At 67.7% G+C, this 21,250-nt stretch carries 20 protein-coding genes; 6 read left to right on the top strand and 14 right to left on the bottom strand.

Features of this window, described 5'->3' with window-relative positions; genetic code table 11:
- Positions 1-10: 10 nt before the first annotated feature.
- From HLG70_RS19520 to phoB, 8 genes are all read right to left on the bottom strand, one after another.
- Entirely contained in the window at positions 11-469 is a 459-nt protein-coding gene (locus tag HLG70_RS19520) for a DUF411 domain-containing protein (protein WP_171665854.1), read from the bottom strand.
- Positions 470-498: 29 nt separating this feature from the next.
- Positions 499-1,434 carry a copper resistance protein B gene (locus HLG70_RS19515; RefSeq protein WP_171665852.1) on the bottom strand — a complete coding sequence of 312 codons (936 nt, stop codon included), beginning with the start codon at positions 1,432-1,434 and terminating at the stop codon, positions 499-501.
- A gap of 12 nt (positions 1,435-1,446) precedes the next feature.
- On the bottom strand, positions 1,447-3,225 hold the full coding sequence (locus tag HLG70_RS19510) for a copper resistance system multicopper oxidase (RefSeq protein WP_171665850.1): 1,779 nt from the start codon (positions 3,223-3,225) through the stop codon (positions 1,447-1,449).
- A gap of 1 nt (position 3,226) precedes the next feature.
- A complete protein-coding gene (locus HLG70_RS19505; RefSeq protein ID WP_234103138.1) occupies positions 3,227-3,712 on the bottom strand; it encodes a cupredoxin domain-containing protein in 486 nt (161 codons plus the stop codon).
- A 70-nt stretch (positions 3,713-3,782) separates the two neighbouring features.
- Positions 3,783-5,183 (bottom strand): heavy metal sensor histidine kinase, encoded by a 1,401-nt coding sequence (locus HLG70_RS19500; RefSeq protein ID WP_171665848.1) that lies wholly within the window; start codon positions 5,181-5,183, stop codon positions 3,783-3,785.
- On the bottom strand, positions 5,180-5,899 hold the full coding sequence (locus HLG70_RS19495; RefSeq protein ID WP_171665846.1) for a heavy metal response regulator transcription factor: 720 nt from the start codon (positions 5,897-5,899) through the stop codon (positions 5,180-5,182). Before HLG70_RS19495 ends, HLG70_RS19500 begins: the two co-directional genes overlap by 4 nt.
- 66 nt (positions 5,900-5,965) lie before the next feature.
- The gene (gene phoR, locus HLG70_RS19490; RefSeq protein ID WP_171665844.1) at positions 5,966-7,273 is read right to left on the bottom strand and encodes a phosphate regulon sensor histidine kinase PhoR; all 1,308 of its coding nucleotides are present in this window, start codon (positions 7,271-7,273) and stop codon (positions 5,966-5,968) included.
- Positions 7,274-7,285: 12 nt separating this feature from the next.
- Positions 7,286-7,984 carry a phosphate regulon transcriptional regulator PhoB gene (phoB, locus tag HLG70_RS19485; RefSeq protein WP_006227196.1) on the bottom strand — a complete coding sequence of 233 codons (699 nt, stop codon included), beginning with the start codon at positions 7,982-7,984 and terminating at the stop codon, positions 7,286-7,288.
- Positions 7,985-8,145: 161 nt separating this feature from the next.
- On the opposite strand from phoB, the gene ubiE reads away from it, so the two are divergent.
- The 6 genes from ubiE to HLG70_RS19455 all read left to right on the top strand — a co-directional run bounded on the left by ubiE (position 8,146) and on the right by HLG70_RS19455 (position 14,050).
- Positions 8,146-8,922, top strand: coding sequence for a bifunctional demethylmenaquinone methyltransferase/2-methoxy-6-polyprenyl-1,4-benzoquinol methylase UbiE (ubiE, locus tag HLG70_RS19480; protein ID WP_171665842.1), 777 nt, complete (start codon positions 8,146-8,148; stop codon positions 8,920-8,922).
- Positions 8,923-9,101: 179 nt separating this feature from the next.
- Complete coding sequence (locus tag HLG70_RS19475) at positions 9,102-10,106, top strand: Tim44 domain-containing protein (protein WP_171665840.1); 1,005 nt, start codon at positions 9,102-9,104, stop codon at positions 10,104-10,106.
- A gap of 180 nt (positions 10,107-10,286) precedes the next feature.
- The gene (locus tag HLG70_RS19470) at positions 10,287-10,925 is read left to right on the top strand and encodes a ubiquinone biosynthesis accessory factor UbiJ (RefSeq protein ID WP_171665838.1); all 639 of its coding nucleotides are present in this window, start codon (positions 10,287-10,289) and stop codon (positions 10,923-10,925) included.
- Between the two features lie 3 nt (positions 10,926-10,928).
- Positions 10,929-12,482 carry a ubiquinone biosynthesis regulatory protein kinase UbiB gene (ubiB, locus tag HLG70_RS19465; protein WP_171665836.1) on the top strand — a complete coding sequence of 518 codons (1,554 nt, stop codon included), beginning with the start codon at positions 10,929-10,931 and terminating at the stop codon, positions 12,480-12,482.
- A 181-nt stretch (positions 12,483-12,663) separates the two neighbouring features.
- Positions 12,664-13,542 carry a ferritin-like domain-containing protein gene (locus tag HLG70_RS19460; protein WP_171665834.1) on the top strand — a complete coding sequence of 293 codons (879 nt, stop codon included), beginning with the start codon at positions 12,664-12,666 and terminating at the stop codon, positions 13,540-13,542.
- Positions 13,543-13,561: 19 nt separating this feature from the next.
- A complete protein-coding gene (locus HLG70_RS19455; protein ID WP_171665832.1) occupies positions 13,562-14,050 on the top strand; it encodes an adenylyltransferase/cytidyltransferase family protein in 489 nt (162 codons plus the stop codon).
- Positions 14,051-14,120: 70 nt separating this feature from the next.
- Here the strand turns inward: HLG70_RS19455 and HLG70_RS19450 are convergent, their stop codons facing one another.
- The 6 genes from HLG70_RS19450 to HLG70_RS19425 form a co-directional block, all read right to left on the bottom strand.
- Entirely contained in the window at positions 14,121-15,452 is a 1,332-nt protein-coding gene (locus tag HLG70_RS19450) for a TolC family outer membrane protein (RefSeq protein WP_171665830.1), read from the bottom strand.
- A 79-nt stretch (positions 15,453-15,531) separates the two neighbouring features.
- Positions 15,532-16,212 (bottom strand): protein-L-isoaspartate O-methyltransferase family protein, encoded by a 681-nt coding sequence (locus tag HLG70_RS19445; protein ID WP_171665828.1) that lies wholly within the window; start codon positions 16,210-16,212, stop codon positions 15,532-15,534.
- 169 nt (positions 16,213-16,381) lie between these two features.
- Complete coding sequence (gene thiD, locus HLG70_RS19440) at positions 16,382-17,224, bottom strand: bifunctional hydroxymethylpyrimidine kinase/phosphomethylpyrimidine kinase (RefSeq protein WP_171665826.1); 843 nt, start codon at positions 17,222-17,224, stop codon at positions 16,382-16,384.
- On the bottom strand, positions 17,221-18,024 hold the full coding sequence (locus HLG70_RS19435) for a thiazole synthase (protein WP_171665824.1): 804 nt from the start codon (positions 18,022-18,024) through the stop codon (positions 17,221-17,223). The genes thiD and HLG70_RS19435 overlap by 4 nt, the downstream gene beginning before the upstream one ends.
- A 151-nt stretch (positions 18,025-18,175) precedes the next feature.
- Entirely contained in the window at positions 18,176-19,081 is a 906-nt protein-coding gene (locus HLG70_RS19430; RefSeq protein ID WP_171665822.1) for a cobalamin-binding protein, read from the bottom strand.
- Between the two features lie 49 nt (positions 19,082-19,130).
- A complete protein-coding gene (locus HLG70_RS19425) occupies positions 19,131-21,176 on the bottom strand; it encodes a TonB-dependent receptor (protein ID WP_171665820.1) in 2,046 nt (681 codons plus the stop codon).
- Between the last annotated feature and the right edge of the window lie 74 nt (positions 21,177-21,250).

Genomic DNA, 21,250 nt, shown 5'->3' with positions numbered 1-21,250 from the left:
GCCGCGCCGCCTAGCGGTAGGCCTGGAAGACCTTGGCTGCGCCTTGCTTGTCGACCAGCACCACGTCGTGCGGTGTCTTGCGGCCGCCGTATTCCGGGCCGTCCATGCCGGGAGACCCCAGCGGCATGCCCGGCGCGGCCAGGCCGGCGGCGTCCGGTTTTTCCAGCAGCAGCCGGCGTACGTCGCTGGCCGGCACGTGGCCTTCGACCGCGTAACCGTCCACCATGGCGGTGTGGCATGAGCCGTAGTCGGCCATGCCGGCGTTGCGGCGGATGGGGCCGGTGTCCTGGACGTCATGCGTGGTGACGGCGAAGCCGTTGTCGCGCATGTGCTTGACCCAATCCTCGCAGCAGCCGCAGGTGGGCGTCTTCCAGACTTCGACCTTGACGGGTGTTTGCGCGGTGGCAAAGGTGGGGGCGCACAGGGCTGCGGCGAGAAGCAGGCGGCGAGTGATGCGGGAAATTTTCATGATGCTCCGTGCAGGAAAAAGACCTGGGGTCAGAACCAGAAGCGCACGCCCGCCATGATGGCGGTCTGGGACCGGCTGGCGCCGGCGTCGGCCGCGTAGCGGGCGGTCTGGCCGAACTTGCGTTCAAAGGATACGCCAACATAGGGCGCGAATTCGCGTGTGACTTCATAGCGCAGCCGCAGCGACAGGGATCCCTGCGACAGGCCGGAGCCGACGCCGCGTTCCGGGTCGTTCTTGCCGTAGAGGCTGGCCTCCAGCTCGGGCGTGAAGATCAGCCGCTGTGTCAGGAGCAGATCGTACTCGGCCTTCAGCGCCAGCGCGGTGCGGCCGGACGGGCCGGCATAGGCGGTGGTTTCCAGTTCGATGTTGTAGGGCAGCACGCCTTCGATGCCGATCGCGGCCCAGTCGCGCTTGGGGCCCGTGCCGATGTCCCGGCGCGCGCCCAGCTGCAGGTCCCAGAACGGCGACACGGCGTGGCTCCACAAGGCTTCGATCTTGCCGTCCGAACCGCCGCCGCTTTCGCGCTCTCCTTCGCTCTTGACCAGCAGGCGGTTGGTGGCGGTGCCGAACCAGAAGCGGCCGTCCCATTCCAGCGCGTTCTGGCCATCGCGATTGCGGGCCACGCCGAACTTGTCGAACAGCACTTGCCAGGCAGGCGCGTTGTCCATCATGTGGGGATGGATGCCGTAGCTGTCATAGCCGCGCTCGCCCGCGCCGTCGCTGGACGGCAGGCTGCCGACGGGCGGCGCGCCGGCGGCCGGGGCGGCGTCGTGGCTCATGGATCCATGGTCCATGCCGGCGTGGTCCATGGCGGCGGGGGGCGGCGCGGAGCCATGGTGCATCGAGCCATGATCCATGCCCGGCATGCTGGAATGATCCATGCCGGCGGCTTGCGCCCAGGAGGCCGGGCCGGCCAGCGTCATCGCGATGGCGCAGGCGCCCAGCAGAGCATGTTTGGGATTCATCGGTTTCATCGCTTACTCCACCACGACCGCCCTGAACATGCCGGCCTCCATGTGATACAGCAGATGGCAGTGGTAGGCCCAATGCCCGCGCGCATCGGCGCTGACGCGATAGCTCAGGCGCTGCGCCGGATTGAGCGTGATCGTGTGCTTGCGCACCTGGAACGCACCGTCGGGCGATTCGAGATCGCTCCACAGCCCGTGCAGGTGGATCGGATGCGTCATCATCGTGTCGTTGACCAGGACGAAGCGCACCCGCTCGCCGTAGCGCAGCACGATGGGCTTGGCGTCCGAGAACTTCACGCCGTTGAACGACCACATATAGCGTTCCATGTTGCCGGTCAGGTGCAGCTCGATCTCGCGCGAGGGCGGGCGGTTGTCGTCCGGTTCGCGCACGGAGCGCAGGTCCGCGTAGGTAAGCACGCGGCGGCCGTTATCGCGCAGGCCGATGCCCGGATCGTCCAGCCGCGTCGAGACCACGTCGGGCAGCATCGAGTTGCCCACGCCGCGCTCGGCGGCATAGGGATGCCTGACCTCGACCATGCCGCCTTGTTCCGCGCCGGACCCGTGGGCGCCGCCGTGGTCCATGCCGGGCATGGCGGCGTGGTTCATCGCGCCCGCCGCGGCGCCTTGCTGCATGCCCGCCATGTCGTGGCCGCCGCCCATGTCGTGGGCCATGCCCATGTCCATCATGCCCAGCAGCTGCACGCGGTCCAGCGCCGGCACCTCGGCCTGCATGCCGGCGCGTGGCGCCAGCGTGGCGCGCGCATAGCCGGAGCGGTCCATGGCTTGCGAGAAGATGGTGTAGGCGCGCGCTTCCCGCGGCTCGACGATCACGTCATAGGTTTCCGCCACGCCGATGCGGAATTCCTCGATATCCACGGGCCTGACATCCTGTCCGTCGGCGGCCACGACAGTCATCCTGAGGCCGGGGATGCGCACGTCGAAGTACGTCATCGCCGACCCGTTGATGAAGCGCAGGCGCACGCGCTCGCCCGGTTCGAACAAGCCCGTCCAGTTGCCCGCCGGCGTGGCGCCGTTGGTGAGGAAGGTGTAGGTCGAGCCGGACACGTCCGCCAGGTCCGACGGGTTCATGCGCATCTGTTCCCACATCAGGCGTTCGGCCAGCGCGCCGCGCCAGCCCTTTTCCCCGGCGTCGGCCGCCAGGCTCTGGATGCTGGGCTGGATGCGGTTGTAGTAGTCGGGCATCACCTTCAGCTTGTTGAAGAGGCGCATCGGGTCTTCGTCCGTCCAGTCGGACAGCAGCACGGTGTAGTCGCGGTCGGACGCGATGGGGTCGCGGCGGCGTGGATCGATGACGATGGCGCCGTACAGGCCGGTCTGCTCCTGGAAGCCCGAGTGGCTGTGATACCAGTAGGTGCCGCTCTGCCGGACGTCGAAGCGGTAGGTGAATGTCTGGCCGGGATCGATGCCGGGAAAGCTCAAGCCCGGCACGCCGTCCATCTCCGTGGGCAGGAGGATGCCGTGCCAGTGGATCGACGTTTGTTCGCGCAGGCGGTTGGTGACGTGCAAGGTCACCGTATCGCCTTCGCGCCAGCGCAGCAGCGGCGCGGGCAGCTGCCCGTTCACCGTGGTGCCGATGCGCGCGGCGCCCGTGAAGTTCACGGGCGTCTCGCCGATCTCCAGGTGGAATTCGGTGCCGCGCAACTCGGCCGCGGGCGCCGCGTGCGGTTGCGCCAGCGCCGCGCGCCAGCCGCCCAGCGCCGCCAGCGCGCCGCCGGCGGCCAGGCCTTGCACGAAGCGCCGGCGGGCAGGGGTAGGGGATGCCGTCATGTCAGAGCACCGACACCGAGCCCTTCATGCCGGCGGCGTAGTGGCCGGGCTCCAGGCAGCCGAAGGACACCTTGCCCGCCTTGTCGAAGCGCCACACGATCTGGCCGCTCTTGCCGGCTTCGAGCGACACGGCGTTGGCTTCCTCGTGCCGCATGCCGGGGTCCTTCATCATCATGTCGTAATGCGATTTCAGGTCGGCGTCGGTGCCCAGAACCAGCTCATGCCGGATCTTGCCGGAGTTGCGCACGTTCAGGCGCACGGTCTCGCCCGCCTTGACCTCGATGCTCGCGGGCGTGAAGCGCATGGCGTCCGACATGTCGACGTCGATGCTGCGCGTGACGCGGGTGGCGTCGCCCGGCTTGCCGATGGGGGCGTAGGCGGCCGGCATGGCGTGGCCGGCATGTTCGCCCGCGGCATGGGCGGCGCCGGCGGACAGCGTAAGGGCCAGGGCGGCGGCTTGGGTGATGCGTAGCAGAGTGCTGTTCACGTGAATCCTTGAAGGAGTGAGCGTGAAGGCACTTTAGGAAAACCGGGGTGACCCGATTCTGTCGCGCAGATTACGTTTCTGTAATGTTCGCGGAGCCGGCAGGGATCTCGGGCCCTCTCAGCGTGATGCCGACCACGGTGCCGTGGGCGTCCGATGCGGCGTCGACATCGCCGCCATGCATGCGCGCAATGGCGCGCACGATGGCCAGCCCCAGCCCGTGGCCTTCGCTACGCGGGGCGCGGGCCTGGCCGGACCGGAAGAAGCGGTCGAAGATGCGCGGCAGGTCGGCGGGCGGGATGGGCGCGCCCGGGTTTCGCACCTCCACCCGCGCCCCGGCGGGGGACACCGAGCAGGCCAGCACGATCTCCCGGCCCCGGGGGGTGGCCTTGATGGCGTTGGAAATCAGGTTGGCCAGCGCGCGCCGCACCAGTCCCGGATTGGCGGCCACGGTGGCGTCGCCCTCGCAGCGCAGTTGCACGCCGTGCTCTTCCAGGGTGGCTTCGTAGTACTCCGCCACGCGCCGGGCTTCGGCGGCCAGCGATACCGGCGCCAGGTCGGCGGCGCGTTCGCCGCGGTCGGCGCGGGCCAGGAAGAGCATGTCGTTGACCAGGGTCTTCAGGTCTTCCAGTTCTTCCAGGTTGGATTCCAGCGCGTCGCGCAGTTCCGCCGCGTCGCGCGGCGAGGACAGCATGATCTGCGTGCCGTTGATGAGGGTCGCCAGCGGCGTGCGCAGCTCGTGCGCCACGTCGGCGTTGAAGCCCTCCATCTGCTGGTAGGCCGCCTGCAGCCGGTCCAGCGTGCGGTTAAAGGAGCGCACCAGTTCATGCAGCTCGCGGTCGGTGTCTTCCAGCGGCAGGCGCCGCGCCAGGTTGTCGGGCTGGATGCGCGCGGCCTGCTCGGAAAGCCTGCGCGCCGGCGCCATGCTGCGCCGCACGGCCCAGGCCGCCAGCACCACCGTGGCGCCCACCCACAGCGCGCAGATCAGCAGCAGGGCGGTGCCGTAGGCATAGAGGAACTGCGAACTGGTGCGCGTGCTGACCGCCACGGTCAGCTGCGCGCCCGGCAGGATGCGGTCGTTCATGGCCACCCGCAAGCCGCGCATGCGGCCGCCGTCCTGGGTTTGCAGCACGACCTGCCTGCCATCCGCCGACTCCAGCGTCTCGGGGGCCGCCCCGCCGTAGACGACCTTGCCCTGGGCGTCCACGATCCAGATGCCCAGCTGGCCCTGGCCGGCCCGCATCTCGTCGAAGGTGGCCGCCAGGTCATGCAGGCCGCTGGCGCTGTTCTGCATATCGATCAGGTGGTCGATCAGTTCGAGCTTGCCGCTGACTTCGGTGATCTCCTGGCGTTCCACTTCGCGCTTGAGCGCCCAGAACAGCGTGGCGCCGGCCAGGCTGGACACCAGCAGGGCGATCGCGCCCAGCAGCAGGGTCAACCGCGCCTGCATGGAGCGCATGCCGGGAGGCTTCATGCGGGGTGGATATCCGTGGGGCGGCCATCCGTGGGGCGGCCATCCGCGGGGCGCGATTCCAGCACGTAGCCCATGCCGCGCACGGTGTGCAGCAGTTTGGTGTCGTAGGGATCGTCCAGCTTGCCGCGCAGACGCCGCACGGCCACGTCGATGACGTTGGTGTCGCTGTCGAAATTCATGTCCCAGACCTGTTCGGCCAGGGTGGTGCGCGACAGCACCTGGCCCTGGCGGCGCAGCAGCAGCGCCAGCAGGCTGAATTCCTTGGCGGTCAGGTCCAGCCGCTGTCCACCGCGCTGGGCGCGGCGACGCGCCAGATCCAGCTCCAGGTCGGCCAGCCGCAGCAGCGTGGGCTCCTGGGAGCGTCCGCGGCGCAGCAGCGCCTGGACGCGGGCCAGCAGCTCGGAGAACGCGAAGGGCTTGACCAGGTAATCGTCGGCCCCGCCCTCCAGGCCGCGCACCCGGTCTTCGACGGCATCGCGGGCCGTCAGCATCAGGATGGGGGTGTCTTTGTGCGCGCGCACGGACGCCAGGACCCCGAAGCCGTCCAGCCCGGGCAGCATCACGTCCAGCACGATGAGGTCGTAGGCGCCTTCCAGCGCGAGGTGACGGCCGTCCACGCCGTCGCGCGCCACGTCCACGACATGGCTTTGCTCCGACAGTCCCTTCTTCAGGTAGTCGGCCAGTTTGGGTTCGTCTTCGATGACCAGGATGCGCATGGCCGAAAATTTACCATCCGCGCCGCAGGGGCGGCGCGGATGCGGCGCAGGCTGCGAGGAAAAGAATCAGGCCGCTTCGTCGAGGGCGATGCGGTCGGGCGGAAAGCGCAAGGCAAAGACGCTGCCCTTGCCCGGCTCGCTGGTGATGAGCAATTCGGCGTCGTGGCGCATCGCGATGTGCTTGGTGATCGCCAGCCCCAGGCCGGTGCCGCCCACTGCCCGCGACCGGCCGCGGTCCACGCGGTAGAAGCGCTCGGTCAGGCGGGGCAGATGGCGCGCGGGGATGCCGATGCCCGTGTCCTGGACGCTGTAGCGGGCGCCGCCGTCGGGCTCGCGCTCCCAGCGCACGGTGATCGTGCCGCCGTCCGGCGTGTAGCGCACGGCATTGGTCAGCAGATTGGACAGGGCGGAGGTCAGCTCGGTCTCGGCGCCCAGCACGTCCAGCCTTTCGTCGATGTGCCATTCCAGCACATGGCGGCCGCCCGACAGCGCCTCGATCTGCTGGCGCGCCTTTTGCAGCAGCGCGCCCATATTGATGGCGCGCGGGTCGCTGCCCGGCGACGATTCCAGCGTGGACAGGGTCAGCAGGTCTTCCACGATGGCCTGCATGCGCTGGGCCTGCTCGTGCATCATGTCGATGTACTGAGCGCGCTGTTCGGGCGGCAGCGCATCGGCCGGCATGTCGCGCAGCGTTTCCAGGAATCCCGCCAGCACGGTCAGGGGCGTGCGCAGTTCGTGGGAGACGTTGGCGACGAAATCGCGGCGCGTGGTTTCCAGGCGCTCGATCTGCGTGACGTCGCGGGTGATGAGCAGGCGCTGGTTGCTGGCGTAGGCCGTCAGCTGCATCATCATCAGCCGTTCCTGGCCTTGCTGTCCCAGGCGCACCAGGATGGGTTCGGGCCAGGACGGGCGGTGCGCGTACTCGACGAATTCCGGCGCGCGCAGCAGGTTCAGCAGGTTGTGGCCGCGGTCGGCGGGCAGGCGCAGGCCCAGGTGCTGGCGCGCCATGCGGTTGCACCAGTCGATCTGGAAGTCTTCATTCAGGGTCACCGCGCCGTCCGGCAGCGCCTGGGCGGCGGCCAGCATGCCCTGCATGGTGTCGCGGGTTTCAGTGAGTTCGCGGGCGCGGGCCCGGGTGTAGCGGTACAGCGGGGCGAGGATGTCGTCCCAGGGTCCCACGGAAGCGGGCGGAGAGGAGTCGGGGTGATTGGCCCAGTGGGAAACCAGGGTCAGTCGCCAGCTGCGCCAGAGCAGCATCGCGGCCAGCGCGGCCGAAAACACTATCCAGCCCGCCGGGTCTCCAATGAGCCATTGCGCCAGTAATGCAACTACCGCCCACAGGGCGACCAGGAAAAGTGTGCGCAGCCAGATCATCGTGCGGGAGTTTTACCGCGTCGGGAGCTGTGCCGTAAACCGGTAGCCGCTGCCGCGGACCGTTTCCACATGCGCGTCGTGGCCGCTGGGCTCCAGCGCCTTGCGCAGGCGGCGGATATGGACGTCGACGGTGCGCTCTTCCACGAACACGTGGTCGCCCCAGACCTGGTCCAGGAGCTGGGAGCGGGAGAACACGCGCTCGGGGTGCGTCATGAAGAAGTGCAGCAGACGGAATTCGGTGGGGCCGATCTGGAGCGACTGGCTGTTGCCCGACAGCCGGTGAGTCACCGGGTCCAGCTTCAGGCCGCCCACGTCGATCACGTCGTCGGTGAGCTGGGGCGCGCGGCGGCGCAGCACGGCCTTGATGCGCGCCATCAGCTCCTTGGGGGAGAACGGCTTGGTGATGTAGTCGTCGGCGCCGGCTTCCAGGCCGTCCACCTTGTCCTGCTCGGAGCCCTTGGCGGTCAGCATGATGACCGGGACGGCGCGGGTGCGCTCGTCGTTGCGCAGCTTGCGCGCCATCGCCAGGCCGGACGTGCCCGGCAGCATCCAATCCAGCAGGATCAGATCGGGGAGTTCGGCGCGGATCAGCGTCTGGGCCTGGTCGGCGTCGAAGGCGCGCAGCACCTTGTGCCCGGCGAAGGACAGGTTGACGGCGATCAGTTCCTGGATTGCGGGTTCGTCTTCGACGACGAGGATGGTGCTGGACATGTGGAATTTGGCACACTTCGGAGCGCCGGCGCGGCGCGAACATTGCGATAGTATGGCCGCAATATTTCAGGTATGTGACCGCCGCGTGCTATCTGCGGGGTCGACCGGCCGCGCCCGGGTGCCCGATAGGCTACCATTGAACGATATATCGGGAATTCACCATGCAAAACCCCTCCGAATCGCAACAATCCGCGGACTCCGCCTCGCAATCGACGCACTTCGGCTTCCAGTCGGTGCCGGAAAGCGAAAAGGCCCGCAAAGTCGCCGAAGTCTTCCACTCGGTCGCCCAGCGCTACGACGTCATGAACGACTTCATGTCGGCGGGCCTGCACCGCGTCTGGAAGGCATTCACCATAGGCCGCGCCGCCATCCGTCCCGGCATGAAGGTGCTGGACATCGCCGGGGGCACCGGCGATCTGGCCCGCGCCTTCGCCAAGCGCGCCGGCCCCACGGGCGAAGTCTGGCTGACCGACATCAACGATTCCATGCTGCGCGTGGGCCGCGACCGCCTGACCGACGCCGGGCTGCTGGTGCCCACCGCCGTGTGCGACGCCGAGCGCCTGCCGTTCCCCTCGGGCTACTTCGACCGCGTCAGCGTGGCCTTCGGCCTGCGCAACATGACCCACAAGGACCGCGCCCTGGCCGAGATGACCCGGGTGCTCAAGCCGGGCGGCAAGCTGCTGGTGCTGGAATTCTCGCGCGTGGCCAAGCCGCTGTCGCCGGCCTACGACTGGTATTCCTTCAATGTGCTGCCCTGGCTGGGCAAGAAGATTGCCAACGACGAGGCCAGCTACCGCTACCTGGCGGAATCCATCCGCATGCATCCCGACCAGGAAACCCTGGCCGACATGCTGCGCACCGCCGGCCTGGAACGGGTGCAGTACTTCAACCTGACCGCCGGCATCGCCGCCTTGCACGAAGGCGTGCGCCTGGGCTGACGGCGGGGCCGTCCACGGGATGTTTCGCTCTCCCACGGGGAACTTGTGGGGCGGCGTCTTGTCCGTTATTCTTACGTCATTCAGATTATTGTAAGAAAAGTCGCGCAGATGGTCCTGCTGTTCGTGGGACCCTCCCGTTGCTCGGGGCAGCGGGGGCGCGAGTACGAGGGAGCAAACCTATGACCAAATTCTGTCTTTCGCGGTTTGTCGCCGCGGCGCTCATTGCCGTTTCCGGCGCGGCGTTGGTGACGGCGTCGTTTGACGCCGAAGCCCGTCGCGCAGGCGGCGGCGGCAGCGTCGGCCGTCAATCCTCCAACGTGACCCAGCAGCGCCAGGCCACCACGCCTCCGGCCGCCGCCAACAATACGGCAGGCGCCACTGCCGCCCCGGCTGCCGCCGGCGCGGCCACGGCCGGCGCCGCGGGCGCTGCCGCCAAGAGCGGCGCTTCGCGTTGGCTGGGCCCCATCGCCGGCATCGCCGCCGGCCTGGGCATTGCCGCGCTGCTCTCCAGCATGGGCCTGTCGGGCGCTTTCGCCGAGTTCCTGTCGTCCGCGCTGCTGATCGGCCTGGTCGTCTTCGCCATCATGTTCATCGTCCGCCGCCTGCGCGGCGCGGCGCCGCGCACTGCCACGCAGGGCGCATTCGGCGGAGCCAACAATGCTCCGGGCCAGCAACAGCAGCCGATGTGGCGTGAAGCGCTGAAGCCGACCGACGCGGCTCCCGCCGCCGCGGCTCCGGTTGCCGCTCCCGTGGCTCCCCCGGCCGTGCTGCCCAAGGCTGGCGAGGACAACAACTGGTTCGTGCCCGGCGATTTCGATACGCCGAACTTCCTGAAGCAAGCCAAGGACCAGTTCGTCCGCATCCAGGCCGTCTGGGACAGCGGCAGCACCGACGGTCTGCGCGACTTCCTGACCGATGACCTGATCACCGAGCTCAAGCCGCAACTGGCCGAGCGCGGCGCGGCCCCCAACAAGACCGAAGTGGTGCTGTTGAACGCCGAAATGCTGGGCATCGAAACGGTTTCCGACGGTCACCTGGCCAGCGTGCGCTTCTCCGGCATGCTGCGCGAGGCTCCCGGCACCGAGGCTTTCCGCTTCGAAGAGGTCTGGAACCTGTTCAAGCCGGCCAACGGCGGCTGGTTGCTGGCCGGCATCCAGCAGATCCCGGTGGACCACGCCAGCTAAGCCTGGCGGACCGGATTGACCGTCTCCGTCGTGGGTGCCGCAAGGCATCCGCTTTAACCGGCCCCTCAAGGGCCGGTTTTTCCATGTGCCTTCGCAAAACACGCTCCGATCTAACCCGTTACACTCCCGATTTACCCATCAACTTCGGCAACCCCGTCCATCCGGGCCGTTGCAACCGTCATGCTGCCTTTTTCGTTCCTGCCCACTCCTACGCGGTTGGCTGTAAACGCGCTCAACGCCCTGTTGCGGCGCGAGGACTGGGCGCGCGAGCGCCTGGCCCGGCACGCCGGCAAGACGGTGCGCTTCGCGATGGGCGGATTCACGCTCGGGCTGTCGATCGACAGCGAGGGCCTGGCGGACCAGGCCGATCCGGCCATCGTGCCTGATGTGACCCTGACCGTCGCGCCGGAAAAACTGCCGCTGCCGCGCCTGGGTGCCGGTCGCGAAACGCCTGATTTCGCCGAAGCCACGCATATCTCAGGAGACGCCGCCCTGGCGCAGGTCGTGGCGGACCTGTCCAAGCAGCTGCGCTGGGATCCCGAGGACGCCCTGGCCCGCGTGGTGGGCGACATCGCCGCAATGCGCATCCTGGGTGGCGCGCGCGCGGTGGCCGGTGGCGCGCGCACGGCCGGCCAGCGCCTGGCGGAGAACGTCTCGGAATACCTGGCTGAAGAAAGTGGCGTGCTGGTGGGCCGTCCGGCCCTGGAGCAATGGCGCCTGGACCTGGCGGAACTGAACGCCCGCGCCGACGCGCTGGCGCGTTCAGCCGCCGCGCTGCAAACCCGGCTGGCCACGGCCAGCGCAAAGCGGGGCGCCTGATCCATGTTCCCCTTGCTGCGCCTGCTTCGCATCATCGTCGTTTCGCTGCGTTATGGCCTGGATGAGCTGGTGCTTTCCAGCCTGAATCATCCGCTGGCCACCTGCCTGTTGCGCGTCATCCGGCTGGGCACCCGTCCGCGCGCCCCGCGCGGCCGGCGCCTGCGCCTGGCGCTGGAATCGCTGGGGCCCATTTTCGTGAAGTTCGGACAGGTGCTGTCCACCCGGCGCGACCTGATTCCCGCCGACATCGCCGACGAACTGGCCCTGCTGCAGGATCGCGTGCCGCCGTTCCCGTCCGCGCAGGCCGCCGCCTGCATCGAGGCGGCGCTGGGCGCGCCACCCGAAAAACTGTTTGCGCAATTCGAAGTGGACCCCGTGGCCTCGGCCTCGATCGCCCAGGTCCACTTCGCGGTGCTGCACGACGGCCGCGAGGTCGCCGTGAAGGTGCTGCGGCCGGGCATGCTGAACATCATCGAGAAAGACCTGTCGCTCTTGAAGATCGTGGCGCGCATCATCGAGCGCCTGGGCGCGGATGGCCGCCGCCTGAAGCCGCGCGAGGTCGTGGCCGAGTTCGACAAATACCTGCACGATGAACTGGACCTGGTGCGCGAGGCCTCCAATTGCAGCCAGCTGCGCCGCAACTTCGGCCCGGAATCCGGCCGCGGCGACATGCTGATCGTGCCGGAGGTGATCTGGGAATACACCGCCTCCACCGTGTTCACCATGCAGCGCATGTACGGCATGCCGGTGGGTCAGGTGGAGCGCATGCGCGAGGCCGGCATCGATATCCCGACGCTGGCGCGCACCGGCGTCGAGATCTTCTTCACGCAGGTCTTTACCGACGGTTTCTTCCACGCCGACATGCACCCGGGTAATATCTACGTGTCGGATCGCCCCGGCACGCTGGGCAGCTATATCGCGCTGGACTTCGGCATCGTGGGTTCGCTGTCCGAGTTCGACAAGAATTACCTGGCGCAGAATTTCCTGGCCTTCTTCCACCGCGATTACCGGCGCGTGGCGCAACTGCACATCGAGTCGGGCTGGGTGCCGGCCGACACGCGCGAGGAAGAGCTGGAGGGCGCGGTGCGCGCCGTCTGCGAACCGTATTTCGACCGGCCGTTGTCTGAGATCTCGCTGGGGCAGGTGCTGCTCCGGCTGTTCCAGACCTCGCGCCGTTTCAATGTCGAGATCCAGCCGCAGCTGGTGCTGCTGCAAAAGACTTTGCTCAACGTGGAGGGATTGGGCCGCCAGCTCGATCCCAACCTGGATCTCTGGAAAACCGCCAAGCCCTATCTGGAACGCTGGATGCGTCAGCGTGTCGGATTCAAGGGACTGCGCCAAAGTCTGGAAAAGGAGGCTGCGCAGTGGTCGCAAATGCTGCCAGCCTTGCCCAGGCTGGTCCACGACCATCTGAACCGTCCCAATGTCTCGCCCGCCTTGCTGGCCGAGATGGTTCAGTTGCGACGGGCGCAGGAACAAAACAACCGGCTGGTTGCAGCGCTGGTTGGGGTGCTGGCGCTGGCGATCGGGGTCGCGATATGGGCCCTGACCCGATAGGCGGCGCGATGATCTAGACGATTGCTGTCATGTTTCATTCATGAAACGGTCATCATAGCTTCGCGGGAGACGGCGAAAAATAGCGCTGCGGTGGATGAAATGCAGCGCCCATGCCGACATGACGCGCGCGCCATTCATTAATTTCAAGGCCCCACAAGCGGGACGAATACAAGGGCAGAACATGCTTTATCCTGAACTCTTCAAGACCATGGAAGCCGTACGCTGGAACATGGCTCATGACATCCCCTGGGATGATTTTGACCGCAGCAAGCTCTCGGACGAGCAGGCGCACACGATCAAGATGAACGCCATCACCGAGTGGGCGGCGTTGCCGGCCACCGAAATGTTCCTGCGCGACAACCGCGGCGACAGCGATTTCTGCGCGTTCATGTCGGTGTGGTTCTTTGAAGAACAGAAGCATTCCCTGGTGCTGATCGAGTATCTGCGCCGCTTCCGGCCGGATCTGGTGCCCACCGAAGAAGAGCTGCACAACGTGCGCTTCGAGTTCGACGCGGCCCCCGAACTGGAAACGCTGATGCTGCACTTCTGCGGTGAAATCCGCCTGAACCACTGGTACCGCCGCGCCGCCGAGTGGCACACGGAACCGGTCATCAAGGCCATCTACAAGACGGTCGCGCAGGACGAGGCCCGCCACGCCGGCGCCTACCTGCAGTACATGCGCCGCGCGCTGCATGACCGCGGGCAGGACACCAGCGAGCAGGCGCGCCTGGCGTTCTCGAAGATCGGCGTGCTGATGGCCTCGGCCGGCCGCACGCAGCAGGCGCTGCACCCGACCAACCTGCACGTGAACAAAGACCTGTTCCCCAACGACACGGTGCAGTCGCGCCTGCCGGAGCCGGGCTGGCTGGAGCACTGGCTGGACACGCAGATCCGCTTTGACGGCATCTGGGAGCAGAAGGTCGCCAGCCGTATCCTGCACATCCTGTCCAAGCTGATGGATCGCAGTTTTGAAACGGTGAAGGACCTGAACCGCTACCGCAAGGAAATGACGGCGCTGGTGGTGCCCAAGGAAAAGAAGATCATCCTGGGCGGGGCCTGATAGCCAATATAATCGCCGCATGCCCACCGCCCGTTTCGAATCCAAGGTCCTGTCCCGCGACGAATGCGTCGCCGCCGTTGCCGCTGGCCGCTATCCGCGGCCGCTGGTGTTCACCAACGGCGTGTTCGACATCCTGCACCGCGGGCATGCCACGTATCTGGATCAGGCCGCGCAGCTGGGCGCCACGCTGGTGGTGGCGGTGAACACCGACGAGTCGGTGCGTCGCCTGGGCAAGGGCGCCGAGCGCCCGCTCAACCGCATGGAAGACCGCGCCGCGCTGCTGGCCGCACTGGGCTTCGTGACCCTGGTCACGTCCTTTCACGAGGACACGCCCGAGGCCCTGATCGGCCAGCTCAAGCCCGACCTGATCGTCAAGGGCGGCGACTACGACATGGAAAAGCTGCCCGAGACCGCGCTGGTCAAGACCTGGGGCGGCCGCGCGGTGGCGATTCCCTTTGAGTTCGAGCGATCCACCACCGCGCTGGTGAAGAAGATCCAAGGCCCTTGAGCGCTCTTGGGACGGCCTTGCGACAAAAAAGGCGGCCCGTTGGCCGCCTTCTTCTTGCCTGCGCGGATCGTTACCGCGGTTCGCGCAGCAAGCGGTTGATGGCTTCCAGGTCGCTCTCGGCCAGGATGCCGCTGGTGGCTTTCAGGCGCAGGCCCGCCAGCACCGTGCTGTAGCGCGCCAGCGCCAGGTCGCGCTGGGTGGCATAGAGCTGCTGCTGGGCGTTGAGCACGTCCAGGTTGATGCGCACGCCCACTTCGTAGCCGGTGCGGTTGGCCTCCACGGCAGCCCGGCTGGATTTTTCGCCGGCTTCCAGGGCCTGGATGCGGGCCAGGCCATTGGTGACGCCCGTGTAGTACTGGCGGGATGCCTGGATGGCCTGGCGGCGCGCCGTTTCGAAGTCGTACCGCGCCTTTTGTTCCAGCTGGACCTTTTCCGTGACTTGCGAGGACACGCCGCCGCCCGCGTACAGCGGGATGGAAAGCACCACGCCGATCGTATTGTCGATGGGCTTGCCGGGGGCCGCGTTGCGCATCACGGCGTCGCTGGCGCTGCCGCTGGTGGCGCGCAGGTTCAGGGTGGGGTAGTGGCCGCTCTTGGCGATCTGGATCTCGCGGCCGGCGATGCGGGTCAGCAGTTGCGCGCGCAGCACTTCCAGGCTGGACGACTCGGCCTGATTGCTCCAGTCCGCGACGCGGGCGGGCTGCGGCGCGGGCAATTGCACCGCATAGGGCAGCTCGGCCAGGGCGCCGGGCGCGGTGCCGATGATCTTGGCCAGTTCGTCGCGGCGCACGTCCAGGTCGTTCTGCAGCCGCAGTTCCTGCGCCACCACCAGGTCGTAGCGCGCCTGCGCTTCATACGTGTCGGTAATGGTGGAATTGCCCAGCTCGAAATTGCGCTTGGCCGACTCCAGCTGTCCGGCAACGGCGGCCTTCTCGGCCTCGGTGGCGGTCAGGGTGTCCTGGGCGTAGAGGACGTTGAAGTAGGCATCCGCCACGCGCAGCAGCAGGTCCTGGAAGGCCTGTTGCAGCTGCACTTCGACGTCGGCGACGATGAGCTTGGATTGCTCGTAGTTCTGCCAGCGGCCCCAGTCGAACAGCGGTTGGGTCAGCGCCAGGTCCCAGACGCCGCGCCCGCCGCTGTAGGCATAGGACAGGCCGCGGGTGCTGCGGGTTTCCTGGTAGGCGCCGCCGGCCTCGGCGGAAATCAGCGGCAGCAGCAGCGAACGGGCCTGGGGTTCTTTCTCCAGGCCGGCGCGATAGTTGGCGCGCGCGGCGGCGTAGGTGGGGTCGTTGCCCAGCGCGGCTTGCCAGACCTGGATGAGGTTCTGCGCCGAGGCGGTCAAGGGGCCGACGCTTGCGGCGCAGGTAAAAACCAGTAAAGCCGTAAGCAATCGGACGCGCATGATTTTCAACGATACGCCGGGCCGCCGGGCGGGGCGCCGGCCCCTGGGGGGCCGGATGCGGGGCGGCAGGGTTGGGGGTTTAGAACTTGAACTGGGATACCGCGACGCCACGCAACGGCTTGATGACCGTTTCGAACAGGTTCACGGTCTCGAAGCTGGCGGCGGTGGTGCGGGTGATGCGACAGGCCGTCATGACGGGGTTCTGGCCCACGACCACGACCAGGCGGCCGCCCACGCGCAGCTGGTACTTCAGCGCGTCGGGCACGACCGGCACGGAACCCGTGACGAGAATGGCGTCGTATTCGGTGGAGCCCCAGCCATTGCGGGCGTCGCCGGTTTCAACCTTGACGTTGGTGACGTTGTTCATCTGCAGGTTCTGCTGCGCGAACGTCACCAGGCGGCTGTCGATCTCGACCGAGGTGACCTGTTGCGCCAGATAGCCCAGCAGGGCGGCCTGGTAGCCGGAGCCGGTGCCGATTTCCAGCACGCAGTCGGACTTGGTCAGCAGCAGTTCTTGCGCCAGGCGGGCTTCCACCTTGGGGGCGAGCATGGTCTGACGCGTATTGACCGCGTTGATCTCAAGCGGCAGTTCCAGGTCGGAAAATGCCAGCGCGCGCAGGGCCGGCGGAACGAATTGTTCGCGGCGCACATCGAACAGCGCTTGCAGCACGTTGGCATCCAGGACGTCCCACGGGCGGATCTGCTGTTCCACCATATTGAAGCGGGCTTGTTCTACGTCGGGCAGGGTCGAAGCGTTCATGACGGTCAGAAAAAACAGAGGAATCAACTGGCCATTGTACCGATTCGTAGCGTCCTGTGACGGCCTGCCTGGCCGGCAGATGTTTCAGGGCGGCACCCGTGTCCCGGAAAGCGCGGCGGCGCCCCGTGGGGCGCCGCCTTGAACCGCGATCTGGAAGGCTGCCGCGCCCCTACCACCAGCCGTGGAAGTGATGGACCGGGCCGTGGCCCGAGCCCACCGACAGGCGTTCGGCATGGCGGATGGCTTCGGTCAGGTAGGCTTTGGCGCGCTTGGCGGATTCCGGTACGTCCCCGATTTTCGGCAACAGGGCGGCCAGCGCCGCGGAAAGGGTGCAGCCGGTGCCGTGGGTGTTGACGGTCTCGATGCGGTGCCCGGGCAGTTCGATCATCCGGTCGCCGTCGTGCAGCAGATCAATGGTCTCGTTGCCGGGCAGGTGTCCGCCCTTGACCAGCACCCAGCGCTCGCCCGAATGCGCCAGCTTGTTGCGCAGGCGTTCGGCTACGCGCCGCATTTCCTTGACGGTCTCGACCGGCCGCTCTTCCAGCAGCACCCCCGCTTCGGGCAGGTTGGGCGTCAGCAGGGTGGCCTGGGGCAGCATGGCTTCGCGCATGGCGCCCACGGCGTCGTTTTCCAGCAGCAGGTCGCCGCTTTTGGCCACCATGACGGGATCCAGCACCACATGGGCGGGCGCCCACTTGGCCAGCTTTTCGGCCACCACCTCGATGACGTGGCGCTGGCCGAGCATGCCGACCTTGACGGCGTCGATGCGCACGTCGGCGAACAAGGTGTCGATCTGCAGGCCGACAAAGGCGGGGGGCACCGGCGAGATGCCGGTCACGCCCTTGGTGTTCTGGGCGGTCAGGGCGGCGATGATGGCGCAGCCGTAGGCGCCCAGCGCGCTCATGGCCTTGACGTCGGCCAGGATGCCGGCGCCGCCGGACGGGTCTACGCCCGCGATGGTCAGCGCGTTGGGGATGGGGCGCTCGCTGGCGGGCTGCTGGCGGGTGCTCATTTGGCCGGACCGGCGGTGATCAGCCCTTCGGTGGGCGAACTGGGCGCGCCGCTGTAGAGCTTCTTGGGCATGCGGCCGGCCAGGAAGGCTTCGCGGCCGCCTTCCACGCCCTTCTTCATGGCGCTGGCCATGAGGATAGGGTCGCGCGCGGCGGCGATGGCGGTGTTCATCAGGACCGCGTCGCAGCCCAGCTCCATGGCGATGGCGGCGTCCGACGCGGTGCCCACGCCGGCGTCCACCACGACCGGCACGCGGGCCTGGTCGATGATCAGGCGCAGGTTCCAGGGATTCAGGATGCCCATGCCCGAGCCGATCAGCGAGGCCAGCGGCATGACGGCCACGGCGCCCATGTCTTCCAGCATGCGGCACTGGATGGGATCGTCGGTGCAATAGACCATGACCTTGAAGCCCTCGTCCACCAGGGTCTTGGTGGCCTTGAGGGTTTCGGGCATGTTGGGAAACAGGGTGTGCGGGTCGCCCAGCACTTCGAGCTTCACCAGGTCATGGCCGTCGAGCAGTTCGCGCGCCAGGCGCAGGGTGCGCACGGCGTCGTCGGCGCTGTAGCAGCCTGCCGTGTTCGGCAGCAGCGTGAATTTGGATGTCGGAACGTAGTCCAGCAGGTTCGGTTCGCCGGCGTTCTGGCCGATATTGGTGCGGCGGATGGCGACGGTGACGATTTCCGTGCCGCTGGCATCCAGCGCCGCGCGGGTCTGTTCGAAGTCTTTGTACTTGCCGGTGCCGACGAGCAGGCGCGACGAATAGGCGCGGCCGGCGATGGTGAGAGTGTCTTGTGTGGTCATGGCGCTGCTTCAAAGGGCGGGTGCGCACGATGCGAGGCCCGCGGGGACTGGCTGTTGGATGCACGAATGATAAAGCACGACGCCCCGCCGGAGGAGCCGCCGGCCAAACGGCGCGTTCCACTATTTGAGGAAGACGCCGAACGCCGTCGCGTCAGCGCAGCCGGTCCAGGTCGGCGCAGATGGCTTCGGCCGCGTCGATCAGCCGCGGCCCGGGCCGGTACAGCGCGTCGGCGTCGATGCCGTACACATGGCCCTGGCGGGCGGCGGGCAATCCCATCGCCTGCCAGGCGGCCAGGTTGCGTTGCGTGTCTTCAGGACGGGAAATGCCCGCCAGGACAGCCTCGGGGCGGGCCGCCAGCACGCTTTCCAGGGTGACCTGGGGGGCCACGATGGGCGCCTGGCCGAAGACGTTGACGCCGCCGCAGATGCGCAGCGCGTCGCCGACGATGCTGGTGTCGTTCAGCGTGAAGATGGGGTCCAGGCCGGCCTGCACGAAGACGCGCACCGGCCGGCGGCTGGCATAGCGCGTTCGCAGGGTGTCCAGCCGCGCCCGCATGTCCTGCGCGGCGGCGCGTGCCTGGGGCTCGGTCCCGAACAGCACGCCCATGCGTTCCACGGCGCCTGGAATCGCCGCGAGCGTCAGCGGATCGCTGTAGAAGACGGGGATGCCCAGCTTGTCCATCACCCGCGTCAGCGGCTCGGCGGCGGAGGTCTGCCAGGCGATCAGCAGGTCGGGACGCGCGGCGGCCACGCGTTCGGCGTCCGGCTGCGTGCCGTCGCCGATGACGGGCAGTGCGAGGGCGGCGGGAGGGTAATCGCTGCCGCGCACGGTGCCGATGATATGGTCGCCCGCGCCGGCGGCGTAGACGAGCTCGGTGGCATGCGGCGCCAGCGTGACGGCGCGCCGCGCGGGCGCTGCCAGGACGACGCTGCGGTCGCGGTCGTCCTGGACCCGGATGGCGGCCGCAGGGCTGTCCGGCGCGCCATGGGCAAACGCCGGGCCCAACGCCAGCATCAGCGTCAGTCCGGCGGTTGTCAGGGCGCGGTCGGGTGTCATGCGGAGTCTCGATATAGTCGGCAAGGCCGACTATATCGGAAGGCCACGATCAGTAGCGCAGCGTGAGCGACGCGTAGAAGTTGCGGCCAGGCGCGGGGTACAGGCTGTAGTTGGCGACGGGACCCAGCATTTCGAACGACGCGTTGCCGCCGCGGATGCCGTAGGTGGCGTACTGGCGGTCGAAGATGTTGTTCACGCCCACCGCGCCTTCGATATTGCGGGTGAACTTGTAGGCCAGCTTCGTGTTGAACAGCACGTAGGCGTCGAGTTCCTTGCCGAACTGGTTGGCCTGGTCGTTATCCATGCGCGACTTGCCCACGTATTGCGCCGCCACGTTCCACAGGAACGCGTCGGTGGGGCGCCAGGTCACGGCGGCGTTGGCCAGCCACTTCGGGGCCAGCGGCACGGTCTTGCCGGTCAGGTCCACGCCGGCGTAGGTGCCGGAGCGGAACTGCGCTTCCATCCAGGTCACGTTGGCGTCCAGGGTCACGCTGCTGGAAATCGCGGTGCGGCCTTCCAGCTCGATGCCCTGGCGGCGGGTCGGATCCAGGTTGGTGTTGGCGCCGGTGCCCGGACCCCACATGCCGTCGGCCAGCGGGTTGTACTGGATTTCGTTGGTCAGGTCATAGCGGAAGTACGACAGGCGGGCGCTGCTCGTGGCCGATTGCCAGGTCACGCCCAGTTCCTTGTCGGTGGAGGTCTGGGGGGCCAGCGGCGACTGGACCGACAGCAGTTCGTCGGCATTGGGCAGGCGGAAGCTGCGGCCGACCTTGCCGTACACGCCAAAGCCGGAGGGCAGGTCCTGGCGCACGCCCAGCTGCCAGGCGGTCAGGTGGTTGCTGCGATCGGAGGCGGTGCCCGAGCCCGTGATCACGTCCAGGTCGTCGGACGCATACTGGCGGCGCGCGCCCATCGTCACGTACGTGCTGTCCGTGGCGCGGATCTGGCCTTCGGCGAACAGGCCGTACTGGTGCTGGCGGGACTGCCACTTGGACGGCTCGAAGTCGTAGTACGCGTTCTGGTCGGCCGTGGTCTTGGATTCCTGCGCGTCGGCGCCAAAGACGAGGCTGTGGCCGCCTTCGATCGGCAGGCGGTAGCGCACGCTGGCGATGTTCTCTTCCAGCTTCTGGTCGCGCAGCGTGTCGCCGAAACCGTCGTAGGACAGCCCGTTGAGCTTCTTTTCGCGGGTGGACAGGTCGGCGTACAGCGTGCCGGCGCCGAGCGCCTGTTCGAGCTGCAGGCCGAACGTGGTGGTCGTGGTGTTGACGTAGTCGACGTCGTTCTTCGAGCCGCGCGGGTCGTCCTGGAACTCGTTCACGCCCGTGGTCGGGTTGATCGAGCGCGGGCCGGGCAGTTCCAGTTTCTGCGTGGTCGTGCGGCCATACAGGCGGATCGAGCCATCGTCATGGCGGAACGTGATGCCGGCGCCCCCGCCTTCGCGGCGCTCGCCGCTGTTGTCGCGGTAGCCGTCGGTGTGCAGCGACTGCATGTAGGCGTCGATGCCGACCTTCTCGTTGTGCATGGCGACGGCGGCGTCGTACTGGCGCAGGCCGTAGCTGCCGAAGGTGGCGGTGGCGCGGGCGGTCACCGGCTCCTTCGAGAAATCCGACTTGGTGATGATGTTGATCACGCCGCCGGTGGTGCCGCCGCCGTACTGCACGGAGCCGCTGCCGCGCACGATTTCAACGCGCTCCACCTGGTCCAGCGGCACCACGCCCAGGCTGGGAGCCGACAGGTCGTTGGTGTTCTGCTTCACGCCGTCGATCAGGATCAGCGTGTTGCTGGCGCCAGTGATGCCGAAGCCGCGCAGGTCGACGATGGCGTTGTCGCTGGAGCTGCTGGTGTTGATCAGGTGGATGCCGGCCTGGGTCGACAGCAGGTCCTGCATGGTGCGCGCGCTGCTGGCGGCGATATCCGCGGCCGTGATGACCGAGATCGACACGGGCAGCGTGCGGCCGTCCGTCGGCACGCGCTGGGCGGTGACGGTGATGCTGTCGAGTTCGGGAGTGGCGGGAGCGGCTTGCTGGGCGGCGGCGATGGCCGGAGCGGAACAGAGCAGGGCGCCGGCGTAGCGACGGATGGAGCGGACTTTCATCTACATAACCTCGATGCGACCCGCGACCCCGCAGGTCAATCACGATGGGGAGGACGCCCAGGCATTGCGGCGGG

Source organism: Achromobacter deleyi (assembly GCF_013116765.2).
GTDB classification, from domain to species: Bacteria; Pseudomonadota; Gammaproteobacteria; order Burkholderiales; family Burkholderiaceae_B; genus Achromobacter; species Achromobacter deleyi_A.
The sequence above is the reverse complement of the archived record's forward strand: the minus strand, read 5'-3'. Positions and strand labels throughout refer to the sequence as shown.